The organism is Paenibacillus sp. MMO-177 (assembly GCF_037147795.1).
In the GTDB taxonomy this organism is placed as follows: Bacteria; Bacillota; Bacilli; order Paenibacillales; family Paenibacillaceae; genus Pristimantibacillus.
Genome location: NZ_JBBCUR010000002.1, coordinates 522,114 through 542,588 on the forward strand (window position 1 = coordinate 522,114; position 20,475 = coordinate 542,588).

The following is a 20,475-nucleotide window of genomic DNA, read 5'->3' on the forward strand; positions in this document are numbered from 1 at the left end:
CGGTTAAGCACATTTCATGGACCCGTGATGAACGCCTATAGACGGCCTTGCATACTGTACATTACGGCAGCGGTTACCGAAGCCGCGTATCCCGTGAGAGGGTGATTCTATGGCCATTGATTTAGTGGCGCTGCATTGGGTGTATCTCGTCTTTATCGTCGCCATAATCGGCTTTATGGTGATGCGGCGCGATACGTCGCTCATCTGTATCGTCGGCATCTTTTTGCTAGGCCTACTGGCAACCGAATCGCTGAGCGATTCCGTCAGCGGTGTGTTTAACAGCTTTATTTATGCCATTAAAGAACTAATGGGCACTATCCTCATTATATCCATAATTGTCGCAATGAGCCGGGTGTTGATCCGGACTGGCATAAATGAAGTGATGATCTCCCCGTTTGCCCGCTTCCTGCGGACGCCTACCCTGGCTTTCTGGGGAATCGGCCTCATTATGATGGTCACCTCGTGGTTCTTCTGGCCATCTCCCGCCGTAGCTTTGATTGGCGCCGTGTTGCTGCCGGTTGCGTTAAGAGTTGGCCTTCCCGCATTAGGAGCCGCAATGGCGATGAACTTGTTTGGCCACGGCATTGCGTTGTCCGGCGATTACATCATTCAAGGCGCTCCAAAGCTGACGGCCGATGCGGCCGGCTTGCCGGTTAGCGATGTCATGGAAGCAAGTGTTCCGCTAATAATCGTAATGGGTTTGGTCACGACTGTCACGGCCTTCTGGATGATGCGCCGCGATATGAAGACCGGTAAATGGAACGATGGCATTATCTCCAATGTGGAAGGCGATAAAGAGCTGACCGGGGAAGATGATCTTGCTTTCAAAAATGTGCTGTCCCACGGCACCAAACTAACGCTGGCTATCCTGATTCCTGTACTGTTTGCCGTCGACGTTGTCACCATGTTCGTCATGGATTTGCAGGGCGGCGATGCAACAGCGCTTGTCGGCGGTACCGCAATCTTCATCCTGCTCCTCATCACGATGCTCGCTCATAAGAGTAAAGGCTTGGAGAAAACAACGAATTATCTGATCGAAGGCTTCTTATTCGGTTTTAAGGTGTTTGGCCCCGTCATTCCAATCGCGGCATTCTTCTATCTGGGTGATTCCGGCTTCACCGCCATCTTTGGCGATACGCTTCCTGCCGGCTCTCAAGGCATCGTCAACGACCTTGGCGTTGCCTTTGCGAATCATGTACCGGTGAATGTCGGGGTTGGCTCCGTTACACTGACATTGGTTGGCGCTGTTACCGGCCTTGACGGTTCCGGCTTCTCCGGCATTTCGCTGGCTGGCTCCATCGCCCAGCTGTTCGGAAGCGCCATCGGTTCCGGCGTAGCCACCTTGACCGCTCTCGGCCAGGTTGCGGCAATCTGGGTAGGCGGCGGTACGCTTGTACCGTGGGCGCTTATCCCTGCCGCGGCCATTTGCGGAGTCAGCCCGTTCGAGCTGGCGCGCCGCAATCTGAAGCCCGTCATTATCGGTCTCTGCGTTACTACGGTTGTAGCGATGTTCTTAGTCTAATCATAAAAAGGATGATCCCTTTGGCGCATAGCCATCAGGATCATCCTTTTGCTGTTTACAAAATAATAAAGGCAAATACAATCGCAAGAGCAAAGCGGTAATACGCGAACCACGACAAGCTAAGACGCTTGATCAGGTTCAGGAAAGTTACAATCGCGATCATCGCAACGATAAAAGCAGCAACGAATCCGATAATAAAGAGCGGCGCATCCGATGCCGTAAGGAACTCGCGGCTTTTGATCAAGTCGATACCGCTGGCCCCCGCCATAATCGGCACCGATACCATAAACGTAAATTCAGCCGCGGCCTTTTGGCTTGCGCCAAAGAACATGCCGCCCGAGATCGTTGAACCGGAACGGGAGAAGCCTGGCCACAATGCGAGAACCTGGAACATACCAATTGCAAAAGCTTGCTTGTATGTAATGTCATCCAGCTCTTCCGCAGTAACTTTCTTTTTCAACCGGTCCGCTACGATCATTAAGATACCGCCTGCTACGAGACCAACAAGCACCGTTGCGGAGCTGAATAAATAATCCTTGATAACATCATGAAACAAAACGCCAATTACTCCGGCAGGAATCATGGCAAGAACAAAGTGAATGGCGTTAACGCCCGATCCTTTTCTGAAATCGAATTTCAGCAAGCCTAGAAACTTTCTCCAGTACAACACGAGGACGGCAAGTACGGCGCCTAATTGGATAACAACCTCAAAGACCTTCGCCCGGTTATCCTGGAAGTTTAACAACTCTGCTGTCAGAATCAAGTGGCCCGTTGAAGAGACAGGCAAAAATTCCGTAAGGCCTTCAATGATGCCCATAATAATGGCATTAAATAAATCTCCCAAATGTAGTCCTCCATCTCCTAAATTTTCTTTCGCTTATTTTTCTGATTAACCAACCTTATTATCATAGCACATGGACGAGACAAGCGAAAGCAACCAACGTTTTAGGAGAATAGCCGCATCCCCGATAACGGAATACGGCTCGTAAGTCCTTATTCATTAACGGGGCTAACGACATGAACGATGATTTCGATCTTACGGATCCGATGCCGTTCCTTCTCGCGGATAATAAAAGTCAGATGCTCATAGTCCTGAGGCACCCCAACCTGCAGATCAGGGTATTGATTAAATAGCCAGCCTCCAATTGAATCCACGTCATGGCTTTCCAAGCGGGAGCCGAGCGCATCATTCACCTCGCTGATCAATGCTTTGCCGTCTACAATAAAACGATTCGGCTCGATAGCATCAATTTCCTTCACTTCATCAGCATCAAATTCGTCACGGATCTCGCCAACGATCTCCTCCAGAATATCCTCGATGGTAATTAGCCCCGAGGTCCCGCCATATTCGTCGAGCAATATAGCGATATGCACCCGCTCCTGCTGCATTTTCCGCAGAAGCTTCTTGATTGGCATCACTTCCGGAACCGACATAACCGGCTGCAGAAGCGTAGCCACATCGGTCTCATCATTGCCGAAGTACTGCATGAAGAATTGCTTCGTATTGATAATGCCGATAATATTGTCCTTGCTGCCTTTCGCAACCGGGAACCGCGTATATTGCTCGCGACGGATAATCGAAATGTTATCGACCTTCGAATTCTCGATAAACAAACATACCATGTCGGTGCGCGGTACCATAATCTCCCGTGCCAGTCGCTCGTCGAATTCGAAGATCCGGTTCACATAGCTGAGCTCGCTTTGGTTGATTTTGCCGTTCTCGAAGCTCTCCGACATAATGCTTTTGATCTCTTCCTCCGAATGAGCCTCATGCTCTCCCGTCGGCTTGAAGCCCAACAATCGGACGATGCTGTTGGCAGAGCCGTTAAGCAGCCAAATAAACGGGAACATGACTTTGTAAAAAACGATAATAATCGGAGCTGCCGTTAAACTGATTTGCTCCGGTTTAATGATAGCAACCGTCTTTGGCGCAAGCTCGCCGAGCACGACGTGAAGATAGGTCACGACTGCGAAGGATATTATAAAGGACAGCACATTAACCAAGTTCCCGACAATATGCAGGCTGTGGAACAAAGGATCCAGCAAGTCATGTACGGTTGGCTCGCCAAGCCAACCTAAACCCAGCGCAGTAATCGTGATGCCTAGCTGACAAGCGGATAAATAACTGTCCAAATGCGTAATTACATTTTGTACCGCTGCCCCATTCCGGACACCTTCCGCGACCAATTGGTTCACCCGGCTGGGGCGGAGACGGACAACTGCGAATTCTGTTGCTACGAAGAATGCAGAACAAAACAGCAGCACCGCAAACAAGATCAGTTTCAGAACCATAAGCGTCTCTCCTCGGCACTGTTCGTAATTACATGTATTTTACCCTTCCCGGCCGTTCATGAATCCTGAAAAAATAAACCGTATCCAGATCAGCAAGATCCGGATACGGTTCGACTAGCGATTCTTATTAATACCCAACTTCCACTGACGCGTTAACGATGTAGATCAGATCGTTTTTGTCATCCTTGTCCGGCAGAACAACTCCGCTTGTCGTCATCATACCGCCATCCATAATTTCCACCGTGACCTGACCGTAAGGCAATACGGCTTTCACTTGGTCCACGTCAAGCAGCTCCTTGTCGCAAGGCACCGCCAGCTTGACATGGACCTTCATGTTGTCCAAAGTCCCACCCGGCAGGACCGAGCGCAGTCCGGGCATCGAATTATGATGGATCGCGTTCTGAACGGCTCTTACCGCGGCTTTCGTTACGTTCTGTCCGTGCAGGTCGCAACCCATCCCGATCTCAATAAAAAATAATTTGTCCATTATCTTCCCCTCCGTTACCAAGGTACGTCATCATCTTGAGCAGATGATTCCTCAACATACGGCTGTATAGCCGGTTCTTCTTCCTTGACGTTAGTGCCGATAATGGGCAAGAGCTGCTCCAGATCCGGAGGCAGGAGCAATTCGACAGGCGAGACCCCTTTTTCGAACTGGAAGGCATCTCCTTCAATTACGGCAACATAACGTCCATTATGTTTAGCAAAATGCAGCGTGATTCCGAAGTCCGCCAGCAGCCCCTTAACGGTTACGCCGCCAAGCTTGAACGAAAACGGCAGATCCGGCTTTTGCTCGACAAGCGCTGCCGAAGCCGTGCTCACCTGCTCATGGGTCCAATATTCCTGAAGCTCGCGCTTCTCGCTGGCTGCCCATACCTCGATCGCATTCTCTTCCTCGCGTCTTTCCGTGCTTTCCGGCTCAGCCTGCCACTTATCCTCCATGTACTGCTGGACCATGCCCAACACTTGCTCGCCCATAACCTCGGGAAGCGGCTTTTCGTAAGATACAAACTTCAGGAAATCCTCGAAATAACGAGCATGGGAGGCCTGATGGATTTTGAGCTCCCAATGGTCAAGCGACCCTTCCTCCGGCATATGCGGATATTGAATCGACTTCATCCCGCGTATGCTGATTGCCATTTCGACATGGGAGATCAGGCTCCGTTCATCGGATATCCTTGCAATCTTAGGCTCGAAATCGCATTTAAGCAGGAAGAGGAACGGTTCGTCGAAATACGTATTAAGCTTTGCCCGCGCAATGATAAAAGCTCCGCCCCGTACGGCCGTCGTATCCATATAGATATGTACAAGCTCGTCGGCGATTCCGATGAAGCGCTCTTTAGAGTCAGCCTCCCGCAAGCGTTGGAACAGGTTATAGTTCTGGTTGCTTCCCAGCTCGTAACCCGGCTCAACCATGAAACGGCCGATTTTCGTAGGCGCATTTTCCGTATTTGGGTTGCGTTCTACTTTTCTTTTGACAATCCGCGTAAATTCCCCGTCGAGAAAACGTTTGATCTCGCTGTCTTCGTAGTCGTCTTCCTCCAGCGTTTGAAAATGCTTATACCGCTTCGTCGAAGAACTGTCCTCGCCATCCGTTACAATAACGAAGAAAGAAAGATATTCCATTCTGAAATCCACTTTTTCATTTTCCCCCATGACCTAAGCTTATTAATTATTTCGAATATGGAGCTTTCTGATAGCCGTACGCAGGCTTCAGCTCCGTATTGTCAAATCCGCGATGCCATACCGGAGTCGTGGAAGGCGACATCGGCGGGATGAGCCAGGACCATCGGCCGGTCAGCGGCCGTCCGTTATTTTGCTCCTGCTGGGCGAACCGCATGAACTGCTCAGCCGCCGTATGATGGTCCACAATGCTGACGCCATGCTTCTTGAACGAGTGTATAACCGCGACATTCAGCTCGGTTAACGCACGATCCTTCCATAACGATGTATTGGTCGACATATCCAGTCCCATCAGTCTGGCAACCTCGGGAAGCTTATTGTATCGGTTGAAGTCGGCAAGATTGCGCGCTCCGATCTCCGTCCCCATATACCAGCCGTTGAACGGCGCGGCCGTGTACGTGATACCGCCGATCTCCAGCTTCATATCCGAAATAAACGGTACCGCGTACCATTTCAGCGCGAGTTCTTCAAATCGTTCAATTTCGGGATGAGACAACGGTACTTCCTTCACCAGTCCTTCCGGCAGCTCGTACCAGCTTGGAGGATCGTCATTCACCTGAATAACAAGCGGAAGCACATCGTATGCGGTTCTCGCCCCTTTCCAGCCCAAAGCTATGCACACCCGGGTAAACTCCAAAGATGCCGGATCCCCCAGGATTCCGCTCTCCGTATCGTAACCTGCGTACCGCACCAGCTGGTGGTTCCAAATCCGGATCTGCCGATCCCCGTATTGCGGAGCGAACACCGTAATGGCCGGACGGATTCGCCCTTCGTTTGTCGCATACTTAATATGGTTAAATATCTGCCCTGCCACTTGATCCGCGTCCTGTAACGAACGCGCATCGATGACCTCAAGCGATTGCCAGAATAACCGGCCGATACAACGATTGCTGTTCCGCCAGGCCATCCTTGCTCCATGCCGAAGCTCTTCCAACGTATGTACGTAATAACCCTTACTCTCAATCGACTGCTCGATTTCCTTCAGACGGTCCAATGCTTCTGCTTCCGTCTTGCCCAGCTCGCTATAACAATTCCCGATGAACTGCTCCGCCTCTTTATATAATTCTGTTGCAATCATGCTCGCACCTGCTCTCTATCCAACAACTTTCTTCTTACGATAACGTATTTTGAAGGAGCATGCCACCTTGCCGTGGGCGAATATGGCGCGTTCACTTATTGTTCATGGTTTCATTTAACCGGCTTGTCACAATTGGTTTGAAAGGATTAATTTCAAAAGAAAATCGCCTTCTCCCTTGCTGCAAGAAAAAGCTGGAGTAAGCTTCTTCCTGCCCGAGAGGGAAACAGGCGATTTAGTCATCTCAATATTCGCTTTTTTGGCGCCCAAGCACCAGAAGAACGGTAATTAGAATAAAAGCGGTCAGCGCCATCAACGGGATCGTGATGAAGCCAAGCCAGTTCAGATAATCGTAGTTACACGGAATACCTGAACGGCATGGCATCATATCGCCTACCTTCGGAAACCAGATTTCGAAGTTATGGTAGATCGAGATCAGCATTCCGATGATGCTAAGCGGAAGAACATATCCGATGATGCGGCGGTCGCCGCGATAAGCCGCGATTCCTAGCAGAATAACCTGCGGATACATAAAGATCCGCTGGTACCAGCACAGATCGCAAGGAATAAATCCGCGGATTTCGCTAAAATACAAGGATCCGCCGGTAGCGACTAAAGCGACAAGCCAAGCCAAATATAAACCATATCGCTGAAACCAGCTTTCATAGATTTCGGATTCGGTTGTCGTTGTCAAGTTCCCTACTCCTTATTCACAGCTTTGTCGATTGCCGCTTTGATACTAGCGTAATCAAGGTTGCCGGCATATTGGACTCCGTTAATAAAGAGAGTTGGCGTACCCGTCACATTAAGCGGTCCTACTTTTGCATTGTCTTTGTTTACTTCGCTTTGGTACGTTTTATCGTCGATATCCTTTTTCAGCTTGTCAAAATCAAGCGTAAGCTTCGCATCCTTCGCGAGCTGCACAAGGTAGTCCGAGGTTGCCCACTGGGTCTTCTCGTCCTTCTGATTATCATAAATCGTTTTGTAATAAGTCCAGAACGCTTCGTCGCCGCCTTGCTGTTGTACGGCTTCGGCAGCCAATGCTGCAGTTGTTGAGTCAGGACCGATAAACGTATAGTTCGCGAAATACAAAGCCGCTTTTCCCGTATCGATAAAGTCCTTCTCCAGCTGCGGCTCCACGTTTTGCGCAAAATACTGACATACCGGGCATTTGTAATCGCCGAACTCGACAATTTTGACGGGAGCTTCCGTATTACCCTTAACCGGCAGGCCGGTATAATCGATATCGTATACCTTATTCGCCAGCTCGGCTTGCTGCTTCGATTGATGATTAATGCCTAAAATGATCACTACGATTACGGCCACGATCGCCAGCGTCAAAACAATAAGAGATTTATTGGATTGCTTTCTTACCGGCTGCTTGTAAGTGCCTTGTCTTGGCCGCTGCTGCTTGGCCTTTGCTTTTGCTTGAGTGCCCAAACTTGTCCATTCCTCCCCGGCATTTGAATAATGTCCTTGGCCGTATCCAGCACCAGACACAATTCCCAATGCCTGGTGCTGTGGATATGCCTGTACTTGTAGCCAGTGTAGTTACAACGGGCTTTAATGTCAATAACAAGCTTGACATGACGAAATACTGTCATATTTGACGGGCTATTGCTCATTGATTAATGACGTTAACGAATCACGGTGAAGCAGCTTCAGCTTATGCAGGGCACGCGTACAGCCCACATATAAAAGCTTGGCATCATCCTGCGTATACATATCCGCTCCGGCGTCCGCGATTAATACCGCATCGAATTCCAATCCCTTGGACAGATATACCGGAACGACCGACAGACCGCCGCCGTACTCCGGCTGTTTGCTTTGGACCAGCGACGCTTCAAGCCCTTCGCGAACCAGATAATCATGCAGCTCCGCGCATTGCTCCGCGGTTCGGCCGATCACCGAGATCGTCTGGAATTGGCCGTCAGCCTGCCATTCACGGATCGACTGCGCAATCTGCTTCTGCCAAATTGCTTGGTCAACCTGTTCGACCTCAACCGGGTCGCCGCTCCGGAACACCGGCACGGCAGGCTTTACGCCGCCGCCCATCGCGCCTAGGATACGGTTCGCGAATTCGATAATTTCCATCGTCGAACGATAGCTGCGGTTCAGCTCGAAAAAGCCGGTCTGCCCCTCGTTAAATAGCTGGATCAGCTCTTTCCAGCTGTTAATTCCCGCATAAGCATGAATCCCTTGCTGAAGATCGCCCAGTACCGTCATGGACGGCGTTCGTTGGCAAAGCTTCAGGGCTTCCAGCTGGAACGGCGAGTAGTCCTGCGCCTCGTCAATGACGATATGATCGTAAGCCGGGATCTTTAGTCCGTACAGCCGCAGATGAATGTAGACAAGAGGCGCCAGGTCCTCCGCTTCAACCACGCCATCCTTTAAGGCAGCGGCCGTAGCGGTCGCGATACCTTTCGGAATGACGGACACGGCTTGCTTGCCTTGGAATAAGGCAGCATACAACTGCGGGGCAGTGTAGGAAGGGATCTTTTTCGCAAAGGCGGTGAGCTTGGTCTGCGCTTTGGCGCGCAGCTTCTTATCCGCGACCTTGCGAAGCTTAAGCTCCGATTCATACCAGCGACGGATACGGTTCACGAGCCGGTCGCGCTTCTGCATCAAAGTCTCGTCGCCGTAATCCGTCTCATACCATTCTTTCATTTGTTCCGGCTTCAGCACTAGTCCTGGCAGCGGTTCAAACGGAATAACCGGAACGATCCGCTGAGCCAGCTCTTCAATCCGGGAATCGACCGCTTCTTTGAAGGCAAGCGAGCCTTTGATCCGTCCCGGCGCATTAGCCATCTCTGCCGCCGAACGATGCTGCTCGAACCAGTAAGCCAAGGCATCCGATGCGCTTCTCAGCTTCACCTCGTGCCCCAACAGTTCAAGCGACCAGTCCGCAAACGTCGTCTGCAAAATATCGCCAACGCCAAGCTCGGGAAGAACGCCGGAAATGTAGTCCAGGAACATCCGGTTAGGAGCGAATATAATCATTCGTTCCGCTTTCACCCTGTCCGCGTATTGATAGAGAAGGAACGCAAGCCTGTGAAGGGCAACCGTCGTCTTGCCACTGCCGGCTACCCCTTGAATGAACAGCGCTTTGCCCCGTTCCGACCGGATAATCCGGTCCTGTTCATGCTGGATCGTCGATACGATATCCCGCAATTTATTATCTTTGTTCTCGCCCAGGCGATATAAGAGGAATTCATCCGTAACGGACTCTTCTTCCTTCCCGCGCACATAACTGTCAACCATGCGGACAAGCTCGCCCTGCCGCACCATAAAATTACGCTTCAGATGCACATAACCTTCAATGTCGCCTTCCGGCGCCGTATATGTAGCCGCATCCTCCCCGCCCGTAAATGAATAGAACAAGCTGGCTACCGGCGCGCGCCAATCAATGACAAGCAGCTCGTTGCTGCCTTGCTTGGCAACGCCCGCCTTGCCGATATAGAGCGGCTTCTTCTCGCCATCCGGCAGCTCTTCGAAATCAATCCGCCCGAAATAAGGCTCGCGAAATGCAACCTCCAGACGCTGTTTGCGCTCCTCGCGCTGCAAATCGAGCATCTGCTCCGTAAAATCATCGCCCGTATAACGGGGACCTATGCCTGCCAGCTGACTCTTGATATCGTCCAGCGATCGAGCCAGCCTCTCTTGCTCTTCTTGATAGGCACTTTGAACCGTGGTCATGTCAGTTACCTCCTAAAAAGAATTACTGCACAGTAGACTTCGATACAGTCAACTACTGTGATTCTTACCCCGAAAGCTAGACTTAGAATAAGATGTTAGTTTGCAAAAAACGGATTACCAATATACCACAGGACAATTGCCTTAAGCAACGAAATTGAAATTCATCCCGATCAAACCCGCCAAATAATAAATCACGACAAGGTTTAAGAGGAATAACAACGGAATTCCAACACGGAAAGAGGCATGCTTCGTTTTGTGCCGCCATACCTGCATGCCGATCCAGGCGCCCAACGCTCCGCCGATTGCGCTTACTCCAAACAGCCTTTTCTCCGGAATGCGCCGTTTCTTGTGTCTAGCATAGCTTTTGTCCATTCCCATCATCGCAAACGCGATAATATTAATGACAAGAAAATAAATAATCAACAGTTCCATAATCGTATCCCCTTCTTCCAACCGTTTACGTACGCGGCCTCACTCGGTTCGTTGGCTGCGCCGCATACGGATCATCCGGCCAATAATGCTTCGGATACCGTCCCTTCAGGTCTTTCTTGACTTCGAAATAGGCTTCGTTCCAGAAGCTTCTTAAATCTCTGGTCACCTGCACCGGTCTTTGGGATGGCGATAACAGATGAAGCGTCAATGGCAGCCTTCCGCCCGCAAGACGCGGCGTCTCCTGCATCCCAAACAGCTCCTGAAGCCTTACGGCAATAAAAGGCGCATCCGGATCGCTGTAATCAATCGGAATCCGCGAGCCGCTAGGCACCGTCATATGCGTTGGCACTTGTTCGTCAAGCTCCTGCCGCTGCCCCCAAGAGAGCAGCCCTTCCAATACTTGAACCATATTAAGCCGTTGCAAATCCGACTTGTTCTTCATGCCGTACAAATGCGGCAGCAGCCAATCGTGAACGGTTGACAGCAGCGCCTCTTCGGATACATCCGGCCATCCGCTGTTATGATGCGCCATCAGCTGCATTCTTGCCTGCAGCTGCCGCGCGGCCTTCGACATCGAGAGCAGTCCAAGACCTTCAGCGGCGATACCGTCGGCTAGCGCCGCTGCAATCCGCTCCGGCGATGGCTGCTGAATTGGCGTTTCCTTTAATATAATCGCGCCAAGCCGTAATCGTCTTCGCGCGCGCACCGCTTGCGCCCCGGAATCCCATTCCACGCTCTCTACGGCTTGGAACTGTTCGCTGGCCGCCTGCTCCAGCATTTCCAGATCAAGCTCGGCTGCCAGGCGTATGCGGCTTTCGCTGCCCGCATCATCAAGCTCTGCCGCAGCCAAAAAGGCAGAACGAGACAAAGGTTGAAGCTCGGGCAGCACGGCACCGCGGCCATTCGCCAGCAAATAACGGCCATCCGCCCGTCTTTGCGCGATCCGGTCCGGGTAAGCCAGAGCAATCAGCAGCCCCGCATAGGAAGTCCCCTTCCAATCCCGCTTGCCCTTATCCACTGAGGAATTATACGTCACCATCTGCTGCCATTGCTTTGCTTGAGCTCTAATCCGCTGCACAACACCGCGGTCAGCCTCCAATCTGCCGCCAGCGCCGCGTAAAGCTTCAAGTCGAAGGACAACATCGGCATTCCGCTCCTGAGGCAATAGGTCGCGTTCGCTAAGCAAACCGGCCAGTTCGCAGGCTTCATTTAATAAATTCAACTCCTCGGCCTTTAGCAGCATGAACCCCAGTCTTGGATGAACGCCAAGCTGGGCCATTCGGGTTCCCCGGCTTGTTATGCGGCCATCCGCATCAAGAGCTTGGAGCAGCTTCAAGAGCTCAAGCGCTTGACGGTAAGCAGCCTGCGGAGGAGCATCCAGCCACATCAGTTCGCCAGGTTCAGCAGCTCCCCATGCAGACAGCTCCAGAGCGAGCGGAGCCAAATCCGCTTCAAGCAGCTCCGGTGTATTATGCTGCGGTAAATAAGGATGCTCCTGCTCCGTCCATAGCCTGTAACAGACGCCAGGCGCAAGCCGTCCTGCCCGGCCTCTGCGTTGATCGGCCGAGGCTTGCGAGACAGGCACCGTCTCCAGCCGCGTCATTCCGGACCGGGGAGAAAACTTCGGAACCCTCATCAGTCCGCTGTCCACAACGATACGAATCCCTTCGACGGTTAAGCTCGATTCCGCAATGGAAGTCGCCAAGACAACCTTGCGTTCTCCCGGTTTGCAGGGCGCAACGGCAGCATCCTGCGCCTCGAGCGGCAGATTGCCATGAAGCTCGGCGATGCGGACAGATGAAGAAAGTCCGGATTGCGCAAGAAGGGCAGCCGTTCGCCTGATCTCTCCAACGCCGGGCAGGAAGACCAGGACGTCGCCCTCATTTTCTCGAATCGCTTCTACTATTGCAGTCGCGACTTGCTGTTCAATCCTGCCTTCAACTCTCGTGCTCCGGTAGACGGTCTCAACCGGATACGCGCGTCCGCTGCTCCGGATCACGGGCACCCCGCCAAGCAGCTCAGCCACAGGCTCCGCGTCCAGCGTAGCTGACATGATGAGAAGACGGAGATCCTCCCTCAGCAGCGACTGGGATTGCAGGGTTAACGCCAGTCCAAGATCTCCGTGAAGATGGCGCTCATGGAATTCGTCGAACAGAACCGCCCCAACCTTCTCAAGCGCCTGATCCTCCTGCAGCATTCGGGTCAAGACGCCTTCCGTAACCACTTCAATTCTCGTAGCGGCGCTTACTTTCGTATCCAGTCTTACACGGTATCCTACGGTCTCTCCTACTTGTTCCCCTAACGCGGCAGCCATATATTTGGCCGCGGATCGCGCGGCAAGCCGGCGCGGCTCCAGCATCACGATTTTTCGCCCGTTCAGCCAAGTCTCCTGAAGAAGCGCCAGCGGAACGCGGGTAGTCTTGCCGGCTCCGGGCTCTGCGACAAGCACCGCGTTTGTTCCGTCCCGCAAGGCTTGCAACAGCTCCGGCAGTACGGCATCGATAGGCAGTTGCTTCATAGTGTATACATTCCTTCATATTTATTTAATCTCATTAATTAATTATTGTTTAATGACGTTAACCACATTAATTAATGGCATAAATTATTTAACAAGTCTGATCATTTGAACAACCGGCCGGTTATCCCCGGTTAATGTTTTCTCCGCTGACCGAAGCTGGGACGAACCGTCTCCATCAAGAAAGATTCCGTCCTCCAGCATGCCACTGCCCACCTTTTCCACTATGGCATCCCGAAAGGCCTGCAGGGAACCCTTCGAGCTGCTGACAACCAAATAGAGAATTCCTTCACGGTCATAGACAGCCGCCGAACGCAAACGATCATCGTCCGGATAAGGCGCTTGCTCAGCCTCTATCTGCTCATGCCAGTTCCGATCCTGTCCGAGACTCATGCTGATGCCGCCCTGCGCCCAAAACCTCGTGTGGTCCATAACCTTCAAATCGGCTGCTTGGCGCACCACCTGCACGGACAGCTTGTCCGAGGCTCCGTCCCAGACTAAGGTGCCGCGGGCATACTTCACATTCTCCGCGCCCGAGCCGTAATCCTCCAATGCCCCATTGACCGGCAATCCGTCTACTACGGCAATGCTGAGAAGCGAATTCTCATAAAAGAATCCGCCGTTTACTCCGTAATAAGGCGTTAAAGAGATATTGTCTTGAATGGAAGCCAAAGTGATGTTCGACGGTCTAGTCTCCAGCACGTGAAGCTTCATGCCGTTTGAGGCTTCAAGCTCTTCATAGATATAGGCAGACGGAGCATGGGCATCACGCTTCGACCCTTCGCTTTTAGCCTGGATGGCGTACATCATCCCCGCAAACAGCAGTCCTAATAAAAGAATGATGCCAGCCATGATGCCGGCAATTTGCAGCTTTCTTTTCCCATCCAAGACCGCTAGAGATCGATTCTCCATGAAAGACCCCAATCCTTTGAAATTATTCTTTAATCGAACCAGCCTTTTCTGCGGAACCAGATGTACATGCCGATGCCAATCATGACCATAAATCCGATTAGGCCAAAATATCCCCAATGCCATTTAAGCTCCGGCATATTCTCGAAGTTCATGCCGTAAATGCCGGCCAGAAACGTCAGCGGCATAAAGATCGTTGTTATTACCGTTAACGTCTTCATGATGGCATTCATCCGGTTCGAGTTGTACGACATAAAGCTGTCGCGCAAATCCGCGGTCATTTCGCGCGATGCGTCGGTCATTTCCGTCAGCTTCAGAAGATGGTCGTACACGTCGTGATAGAACGCCAGATAACCTTTTAATCCTTCAATCCGTTCCGTATTCAGCGTTCGGTAGAGCAGGTCCCGCATTGGCAGGATCGTCTTGCGGAGACGCAGCAGCCTTGAACGAATGTTGAAGATTTCGTCCATCGTCATTTGATTCGTGCTTTCGCTGCCGCTTCCGATCTCCATATCAAGCACCTGCTCCTCCAGTTCCTGTACGGCAGGGAAGTACTCATCAACAAGCTGGTCGATAACCATGTAAGCCGCAAACAAATAGCCGTCGTTTCCCAGCTTGGAGGCCGATTGTATTTTGGCCCACGCTTCGTTAATCTCTTCCGAATTTTTTACGTGATAGGTCACAATAAATCGGGGACCGATAAATAAATTGACTTCCTCCACATCCAGGCTGCGCGGGTTGACCGAATGCAGCACAAAAAAATGCGTATCGTCATAGTGGTCCAGCTTTGGCCGCTGCAGCAGATGGCAGCAGTCCTCAATCGCCAGCGGATGAAAATGAAAGTATGTATCGAGGAGCTTCGTCTCCGAAGCTTCCGGCTCGTTGAAATCGACCCAATACCAATCAAGATCAAGCGATTTCAAATCGTCTAACGCGACGTCGTTCACCCATGTTTTTTCTTTCGTATACCCTTTTATCCGAATCATAGCCGAATCCTCCAACGTGATCACCGATTCTCTTATTCTAACGTGTTACAGCCATTCTGTAAAAAAGTTGCGCCGTTCAAAAAAGTCATGCTATCATCGGTGTCAATAAAGGAGAGTCGATCGATATGTCGAATATACGCGGACGCTTCGCTCCTACTCCGTCCGGTCTGATGCATGTAGGCAATGCCTGGGCAGCGCTGCTCGCCTGGCTCCAGATCCGCAGCCAAAACGGGCAGTTCGTGCTGCGAATGGAAGACATCGACGGTCCGAGATGCCGCCCGGAGCTGGCTTTGCAGGCGCTTGCCGATCTTCGCTGGCTGGGTCTTGATTGGGATGAGGGACCCGATATCGGCGGTCCCTATTCTCCGTACACGCAAAGCCAGCGCATGCCGCTCTACGATGAGGCATTGGCTAAGCTGCTTGCAAGCGATAGGCTGTATCCCTGCTTCTGCAGCCGAGCGGAGCTGCTTGCGGTTGCGAGCGCCCCGCACGGGTTATCCTCCGAAGGTCCCGCTTATGCCGGTACATGCCGGCATTTGACGCCCGAGCAGCAGCGGGAACGGGGCGAGGTCAAGACCCCTTCCCTGCGTTTTAAAGTGGACGAGGATAGGGTAATTACTTACGAAGACGGTATTGCAGGGACGTTAAGATTCCCTCCCGGGATTGGCGGCGACTTTGTGGTCCGCCGCGCGGACGGCATTGTCAGCTATCAGCTGGCGGTTGTTGTCGATGATGCTGCCATGAGCATAACCGATGTACTACGCGGAGCAGACCTCATGGATTCCACCCCGCGCCAGCTTCTCTTATACGAAGCGCTGGGCCTTCCCGCTCCCCGTTTCGCCCATGTGCCCCTATTGATGGGCGAGGACGGCAAACGGCTGGCCAAGCGGCATGGCGACACCTCAATTGCAGGTTTAAAAGAAGCTGGCGTTGGGCCTGAACGGATTATAGGCTGGCTTGCCTTTCTGGCCGGGCAAACGGACAGCTCCGAGCCTATTTCCGCAACCGAGCTTATCGGTTATTTCGATCAGAACCGGGTTCCAAAGGAACCGGTTACGATCCGCGAGAACTTGATGAAGCAGCTGTACAATTAAATGGATCGGCAAAAAACACGAGAGCTGGCTCCAGCCCCTCACGCAAGGCGTGACTGGCGGATTCAGCTCTCGTGTTGCGTCCGGCAGGCCTCGTACACGGTCTCGTAAACAAGACGGCCGATAGCATTGCCTATGGTTGTGGCCGCTCCCGCGTAAGCATGTACGGCTCGATAGGCCGGATTGCCGCTGACACCAACCACGACGGCATCCGTCGTTGTACCGGTTGCAATCCGGTTTGTCTCCCGATCCGTAAGCTGCAGATCGGCAAGAGCCGCCGCTTTCGCTTCGGCGTAAGTAATAATCGCGTTTGTCATCGCCGAATCGGTCATTTGACCATCCACAAGCAGCACCGTATTAATGGTACCGGCAGAATACGCGGAGAACGTTTCCCGCGGCAAGCCCGCTCTGGCCGCATTCCGGGTCCCCGCCGTAGTCAGGCACAGCAGCTTGAAGCAATCCCCTTCCAGCTCCACTACGGAAGCATGCGTCAGCTTCGCCGCGGTCAGCAGGCCTATCGTATACCCCGGGTCATAGCCCCATTGCCTCAATTGATCAGACGTATCACGTGCAGGATCTGTACCGCTGTAGTGCAGAGGCACCTTCCAGTTCACGATAACATTCGCCTCGGCCAGGCCACCGGTATGAATCGCATTACTTAACGTCCTTAACTTTCCGGGACAACCTATTTCCAGCCGTTCTTCCCTAAGGGTAATGCTTACCCCGTCCCATAACCTCGAACAATAATGCTGGCCTTGCCTGAATGGCTGGCTCATCGGATTGCCGCCTCCCGGAACTTGGACAAAGAGCGCTCCAGCGCCTCCAGCAGCCATTCATTCTGACGGCGGAGCTTAACCGCAAAGCGGCAATACGATTCATCAAGCCCGATAAAATGCGAGGCATCGCGGATAAGAATGCCCATTCGTCCCATTTCGTACTGCAGACTTGCAGCCGTTAATCCCGGAATATCCGGCAGCCGAACAAGCAAGTAGTTCACCTTCCCTGGAATAACCCCGAAGCCAAGCGCTTCAAGCCTGCCGATCAGCCAAGGACGCTCCTCCTGCAGCCAATTCATCGTGCGCGCGGCATACTCCTTCTCTTCCAGCACGGCTTCTCCGATCTGCTGGGCCAAGGAGTTGACGCTCCAAGGCACTTGAAGTCTGCGCAATTCCGCGATTCTACAAGGAGCTCCAACCATATAGCCTAGACGAATACCCGGTATGGCATAAAATTTGGTCATCGACCGGATGACGAATAACCGCTCGTGCACCGCAGCTTCCTTCAGAAGCGTGTATTTCTCTTCCTCCGGCACAAAATCCATAAAGGCTTCGTCAACCACAACCGTTGCGCCGCTATACACCAGCTTCATGATAAGCGCAGGATCCACCAGTTGACCGGTTGGATTGTTAGGCGAACCGATCATATAAAAGGCTGCTTCCGAATCTTCAACCATCGATGAATTCAATACAAATCCGTTATCGGCTGACAACATTACCGGTGTAATCGAACCGCCGGTCTTCATAACCGCGTCGCCGTATTCCGTAAAGCATGGATAAGCCAACGCCGTAACGGCCGGGCGAAGCGCCCTCACAACCAAATCGATCAACTCGGCGGCGCCGTTGCCGATCAGAATCGATTGCTCATCTACGCGATGAAGCTGCGCCAGCTTGGTCCGAAGACCGCGAACAGCCGGATCGGGATAGCGGTCAATCTGCTCGGCATAGTGCACCAAAGCGCGTCTCACTCCATCCGGCGGGCCAAACGGATTCATATTCGAGCTGAAATCGATAAATTGCCTGGCCGGGAAGCCGAAGGTTTCTTCCGCCGTCCGCAAATCTCCCCCATGTCCATAGCGTTCAAGCATGGATGTTCCCCTCTTCCCATTGCTAAATGACGTGAATAACCAATATTCCCGCAAATAATAAGACGGCCTCTACGGCTTCATTCAGCGCGCCGTAGGTATCTCCCGTCAAACCGCCAAGCTTGCGGCTGAGCCAAACGGCGAATAGTGATCCCGTAATAATCGTTAATACGATACATCCGGCAAGAAGCAGCAGCGTTTCGTGCCAAGCCAATCCGTTAACGGTCAAGCTCAGCACCGTTATTACGGCAGCCGCCATAAAGCCGGCCGTTACCTGCCGGCCCGATGCCAAATGGAATAGAGCTCCGATTCCTTCCCCTTGCCGGGCATTCGGCCAGCCCGCGATGGCTGCTCCCATCCACCATCTGCTCCAGACCGGTATGATGGCAAGAAGGGATAATCCGCGGACGCCGTTCTGCTGACCAAACCATTCCGCAAGCAAGGAAAATTTAAAGAGCAGCAGCAGCACCGCCGCAATGACGCCCATTGCCCCAACGCGGCTGTCCTTCATGATTTCCAGCATCCGCTCCCGGGACCGGTGGCTAAGCACGCCGTCAGCCGTATCCATCCAGCCGTCGAGGTGCAGACCTCCGCTAAGAGCTGTCCATATGGCCAGCAGCATTACGGCCGACGGCATATCGGGCGAGAACAGCTTGAGCACGGCAAATCCTCCTGCCAATATCGCCCCAATGAGGAAGCCTGCCGCGGGAAAATAAATAACCGTCCGTGCCAAAGTCACCGGTTCAAACGGTACCGTTACCGGTACGGGAATCCGCGTAAGAAACTGCAGAGCCGCAGCGGCTGCCAACGCATGGCGTTTTAACGCAGCAATAACCATAACCCCAACACTCCAGCCATCATAAGAATACTAACCGTGTACAAGAGCCGGACGGAACGGACGATATCATAAGGCTCCATGGCTCTGGTCGGCCATCCCATCCTGGCCCGTTCGCTTGGCTGTCCGAAATAATAATTAAGTCCGCCAAGCTCAATGCCAAGTGCTCCGGCCACGGCAGACTCCGGAATACCGCTGTTTGGACTTGGATGATAACGGGCAAAACGGCGAATGGCAGCCCATGACCGGGCAGCCGACATTCCCCTGTTCAGAAATGCGGCAAGCGTGAGCAAAAAACCGGTTAGGCGTGCCGGAATATAATTCAACGCATCATCCGTCCGGGCCGAGCTCCAGCCGAAGTTTACATAATTATTATTACGGTAACCAACCATGGAATCGAGCGTATTCGCTGCCCGATACACCATGGCAAGCGGTGCACCGCCGAGGATGGCAAACAGAATAGGCGATACAAACGCATCTACCGTATTTTCCGCTACCGTCTCTACAGCTGCCCGGGAAGCTTCGGGAGGCGTCAGGTTGCCCGTATCTCGCCCAACGATATATCCAACGAATTTGCGCGCATCATCCAAATTTCCGGCATTAAGAGGACGGTAGACAAGCATCGCCGCATCCTTCAGCCCTTTTACCGCTATCGTGGTCGAGATGAACCAGGCGCTAACCGCATATCCGAGCCATGGATGGATCCAGGCCGCAACAGCCGTAACTCCCCACATGATGCCATAGGATAAGGCTAAAGTAACGATCGTCAAAATAATGCCGGTGCCTTTAATCCGCCTGGCATCCCGTCCTTCTTCCTTTCTTCGAAGACGCTTCTCAAGTACGCGAATAAGCCGACCGATCCAAATAACGGGATGGGTCGGCCACTTCGGATCGCCGATAATCCAGTCTATGACGATAGCCGCCGCAACAAGCAGCAGCGTTTCCTGCAAAGAATAAAAGATCATAAGCTCTCCCACCGAAATTGCAAAGCCTTCAGTTCGATCGGAATTCCCGCTGTCACAAGGAAAACTCTGTCCGACAAGGCAGCCATCCTTTGATTCAGCCTTCCGGCTTCATCGCGGAACTTTCTGCCGAGCGGATAAGCCGGCACGATGCCGTCCCCAACCTCATTGGTCACAAGGATAAGCGGGTAGTTATATTCCCGAACGGCATCGGCCAGTTCATTGACCTGTTCACTCAGCCAATCCTGCGCTTTCTCTATAGATTCGGATTTTTCCCGTTCCTCCGCTTCCATCAGCGCATTTGTCAGCCATAACGTTAGGCAATCAACCAAAACCACGGGCGGCTTCCCTTCCCGCAGCTCCAGTTCGGAGGCTTCCTTCGCCAGCTGCCGAAGCCTGCCCGGAAGCTCCATCGGCTCTTCAATTGTGGTCCAACGAAAGCCGCCTTGTTCCCGGTTCTGCCGGTGCAAAGCGATCCGTTCCGCCATTTCCTCATCCCAAATCCGGCTGGTTGCGATATAGACACCTCGCTCCCCAAGCCGGGCTGCAAGCTTCTCGGCGAAGGAGCTTTTGCCGCTTCTTGCTCCCCCGGTTACCAACATGGCCATCTTCGACG

At 52.6% G+C, this 20,475-nt stretch carries 19 protein-coding genes; 2 read left to right on the forward strand and 17 right to left on the reverse strand.

The genetic code is table 11. From position 1 onward, the window contains the following. Positions 1–109 precede the first annotated feature (109 nt). Positions 110–1,522, forward strand: a complete 1,413-nt coding sequence (locus WFK81_RS08050) for a hypothetical protein (protein ID WP_336785928.1) — start codon at positions 110–112, stop codon at positions 1,520–1,522. Between the two features lie 55 nt (positions 1,523–1,577). On the opposite strand, the gene bacA is transcribed toward WFK81_RS08050, so the two are convergent. The 12 genes from bacA to corA form a co-directional block, all read right to left on the reverse strand. After that, positions 1,578–2,366, reverse strand: a complete 789-nt coding sequence (bacA, locus tag WFK81_RS08055; RefSeq protein ID WP_336785929.1) for an undecaprenyl-diphosphate phosphatase — start codon at positions 2,364–2,366, stop codon at positions 1,578–1,580. A 149-nt stretch (positions 2,367–2,515) separates the two neighbouring features. Continuing rightward, positions 2,516–3,814: a hemolysin family protein gene (locus tag WFK81_RS08060; protein WP_336785930.1), complete on the reverse strand. Its 1,299-nt coding sequence runs from the start codon at positions 3,812–3,814 to the stop codon at positions 2,516–2,518. Positions 3,815–3,941: 127 nt separating this feature from the next. Continuing rightward, positions 3,942–4,301 (reverse strand): Lin0512 family protein, encoded by a 360-nt coding sequence (locus WFK81_RS08065; RefSeq protein ID WP_336785931.1) that lies wholly within the window; start codon positions 4,299–4,301, stop codon positions 3,942–3,944. Between the two features lie 14 nt (positions 4,302–4,315). Next, a complete protein-coding gene (locus WFK81_RS08070) occupies positions 4,316–5,452 on the reverse strand; it encodes a DUF3900 domain-containing protein (protein WP_442956035.1) in 1,137 nt (378 codons plus the stop codon). A 34-nt stretch (positions 5,453–5,486) separates the two neighbouring features. After that, entirely contained in the window at positions 5,487–6,575 is a 1,089-nt protein-coding gene (locus WFK81_RS08075; protein ID WP_336785933.1) for a nitric oxide synthase oxygenase, read from the reverse strand. Positions 6,576–6,816: 241 nt separating this feature from the next. Further along, positions 6,817–7,266 (reverse strand): disulfide oxidoreductase, encoded by a 450-nt coding sequence (locus WFK81_RS08080; protein ID WP_336785934.1) that lies wholly within the window; start codon positions 7,264–7,266, stop codon positions 6,817–6,819. A gap of 5 nt (positions 7,267–7,271) precedes the next feature. After that, complete coding sequence (locus WFK81_RS08085; protein ID WP_336785935.1) at positions 7,272–8,012, reverse strand: DsbA family protein; 741 nt, start codon at positions 8,010–8,012, stop codon at positions 7,272–7,274. Between the two features lie 174 nt (positions 8,013–8,186). Next, positions 8,187–10,268, reverse strand: a complete 2,082-nt coding sequence (locus WFK81_RS08090) for a HelD family protein (RefSeq protein WP_336785936.1) — start codon at positions 10,266–10,268, stop codon at positions 8,187–8,189. A 141-nt stretch (positions 10,269–10,409) separates the two neighbouring features. Then, on the reverse strand, positions 10,410–10,700 hold the full coding sequence (locus WFK81_RS08095; protein WP_336785937.1) for a DUF1294 domain-containing protein: 291 nt from the start codon (positions 10,698–10,700) through the stop codon (positions 10,410–10,412). 25 nt (positions 10,701–10,725) lie between these two features. Continuing rightward, the gene (gene hrpB, locus WFK81_RS08100) at positions 10,726–13,218 is read right to left on the reverse strand and encodes an ATP-dependent helicase HrpB (protein ID WP_336785938.1); all 2,493 of its coding nucleotides are present in this window, start codon (positions 13,216–13,218) and stop codon (positions 10,726–10,728) included. An 84-nt stretch (positions 13,219–13,302) separates the two neighbouring features. Further along, entirely contained in the window at positions 13,303–14,127 is an 825-nt protein-coding gene (locus WFK81_RS08105; protein ID WP_336785939.1) for a hypothetical protein, read from the reverse strand. Between the two features lie 29 nt (positions 14,128–14,156). Continuing rightward, entirely contained in the window at positions 14,157–15,110 is a 954-nt protein-coding gene (corA, locus tag WFK81_RS08110; RefSeq protein WP_336785940.1) for a magnesium/cobalt transporter CorA, read from the reverse strand. A gap of 125 nt (positions 15,111–15,235) precedes the next feature. Between corA and gluQRS the strand changes: the two genes are divergently transcribed. Then, positions 15,236–16,204: a tRNA glutamyl-Q(34) synthetase GluQRS gene (gene gluQRS, locus WFK81_RS08115; protein WP_336785941.1), complete on the forward strand. Its 969-nt coding sequence runs from the start codon at positions 15,236–15,238 to the stop codon at positions 16,202–16,204. Positions 16,205–16,266: 62 nt separating this feature from the next. Here gluQRS and WFK81_RS08120 read toward each other — a convergent pair whose 3' ends face one another. From WFK81_RS08120 to cobU, 5 genes are read right to left on the reverse strand one after another with little or no spacing between them, the layout of a single operon-like run. After that, complete coding sequence (locus WFK81_RS08120) at positions 16,267–16,977, reverse strand: adenosylcobinamide amidohydrolase (protein WP_336785942.1); 711 nt, start codon at positions 16,975–16,977, stop codon at positions 16,267–16,269. Beyond that, positions 16,974–18,065 (reverse strand): threonine-phosphate decarboxylase CobD, encoded by a 1,092-nt coding sequence (gene cobD / locus WFK81_RS08125; RefSeq protein ID WP_336785943.1) that lies wholly within the window; start codon positions 18,063–18,065, stop codon positions 16,974–16,976. The genes WFK81_RS08120 and cobD overlap by 4 nt, the downstream gene beginning before the upstream one ends. Positions 18,066–18,087: 22 nt before the next feature. Next, positions 18,088–18,900 (reverse strand): adenosylcobinamide-GDP ribazoletransferase, encoded by an 813-nt coding sequence (gene cobS / locus WFK81_RS08130; protein ID WP_336785944.1) that lies wholly within the window; start codon positions 18,898–18,900, stop codon positions 18,088–18,090. Further along, positions 18,882–19,862 (reverse strand): adenosylcobinamide-phosphate synthase CbiB, encoded by a 981-nt coding sequence (gene cbiB, locus WFK81_RS08135; RefSeq protein ID WP_336785945.1) that lies wholly within the window; start codon positions 19,860–19,862, stop codon positions 18,882–18,884. The genes cobS and cbiB overlap by 19 nt, the downstream gene beginning before the upstream one ends. Next, positions 19,859–20,467 (reverse strand): bifunctional adenosylcobinamide kinase/adenosylcobinamide-phosphate guanylyltransferase, encoded by a 609-nt coding sequence (cobU, locus tag WFK81_RS08140; RefSeq protein ID WP_336785946.1) that lies wholly within the window; start codon positions 20,465–20,467, stop codon positions 19,859–19,861. The genes cbiB and cobU overlap by 4 nt, the downstream gene beginning before the upstream one ends. Positions 20,468–20,475: the final 8 nt, after the last annotated feature.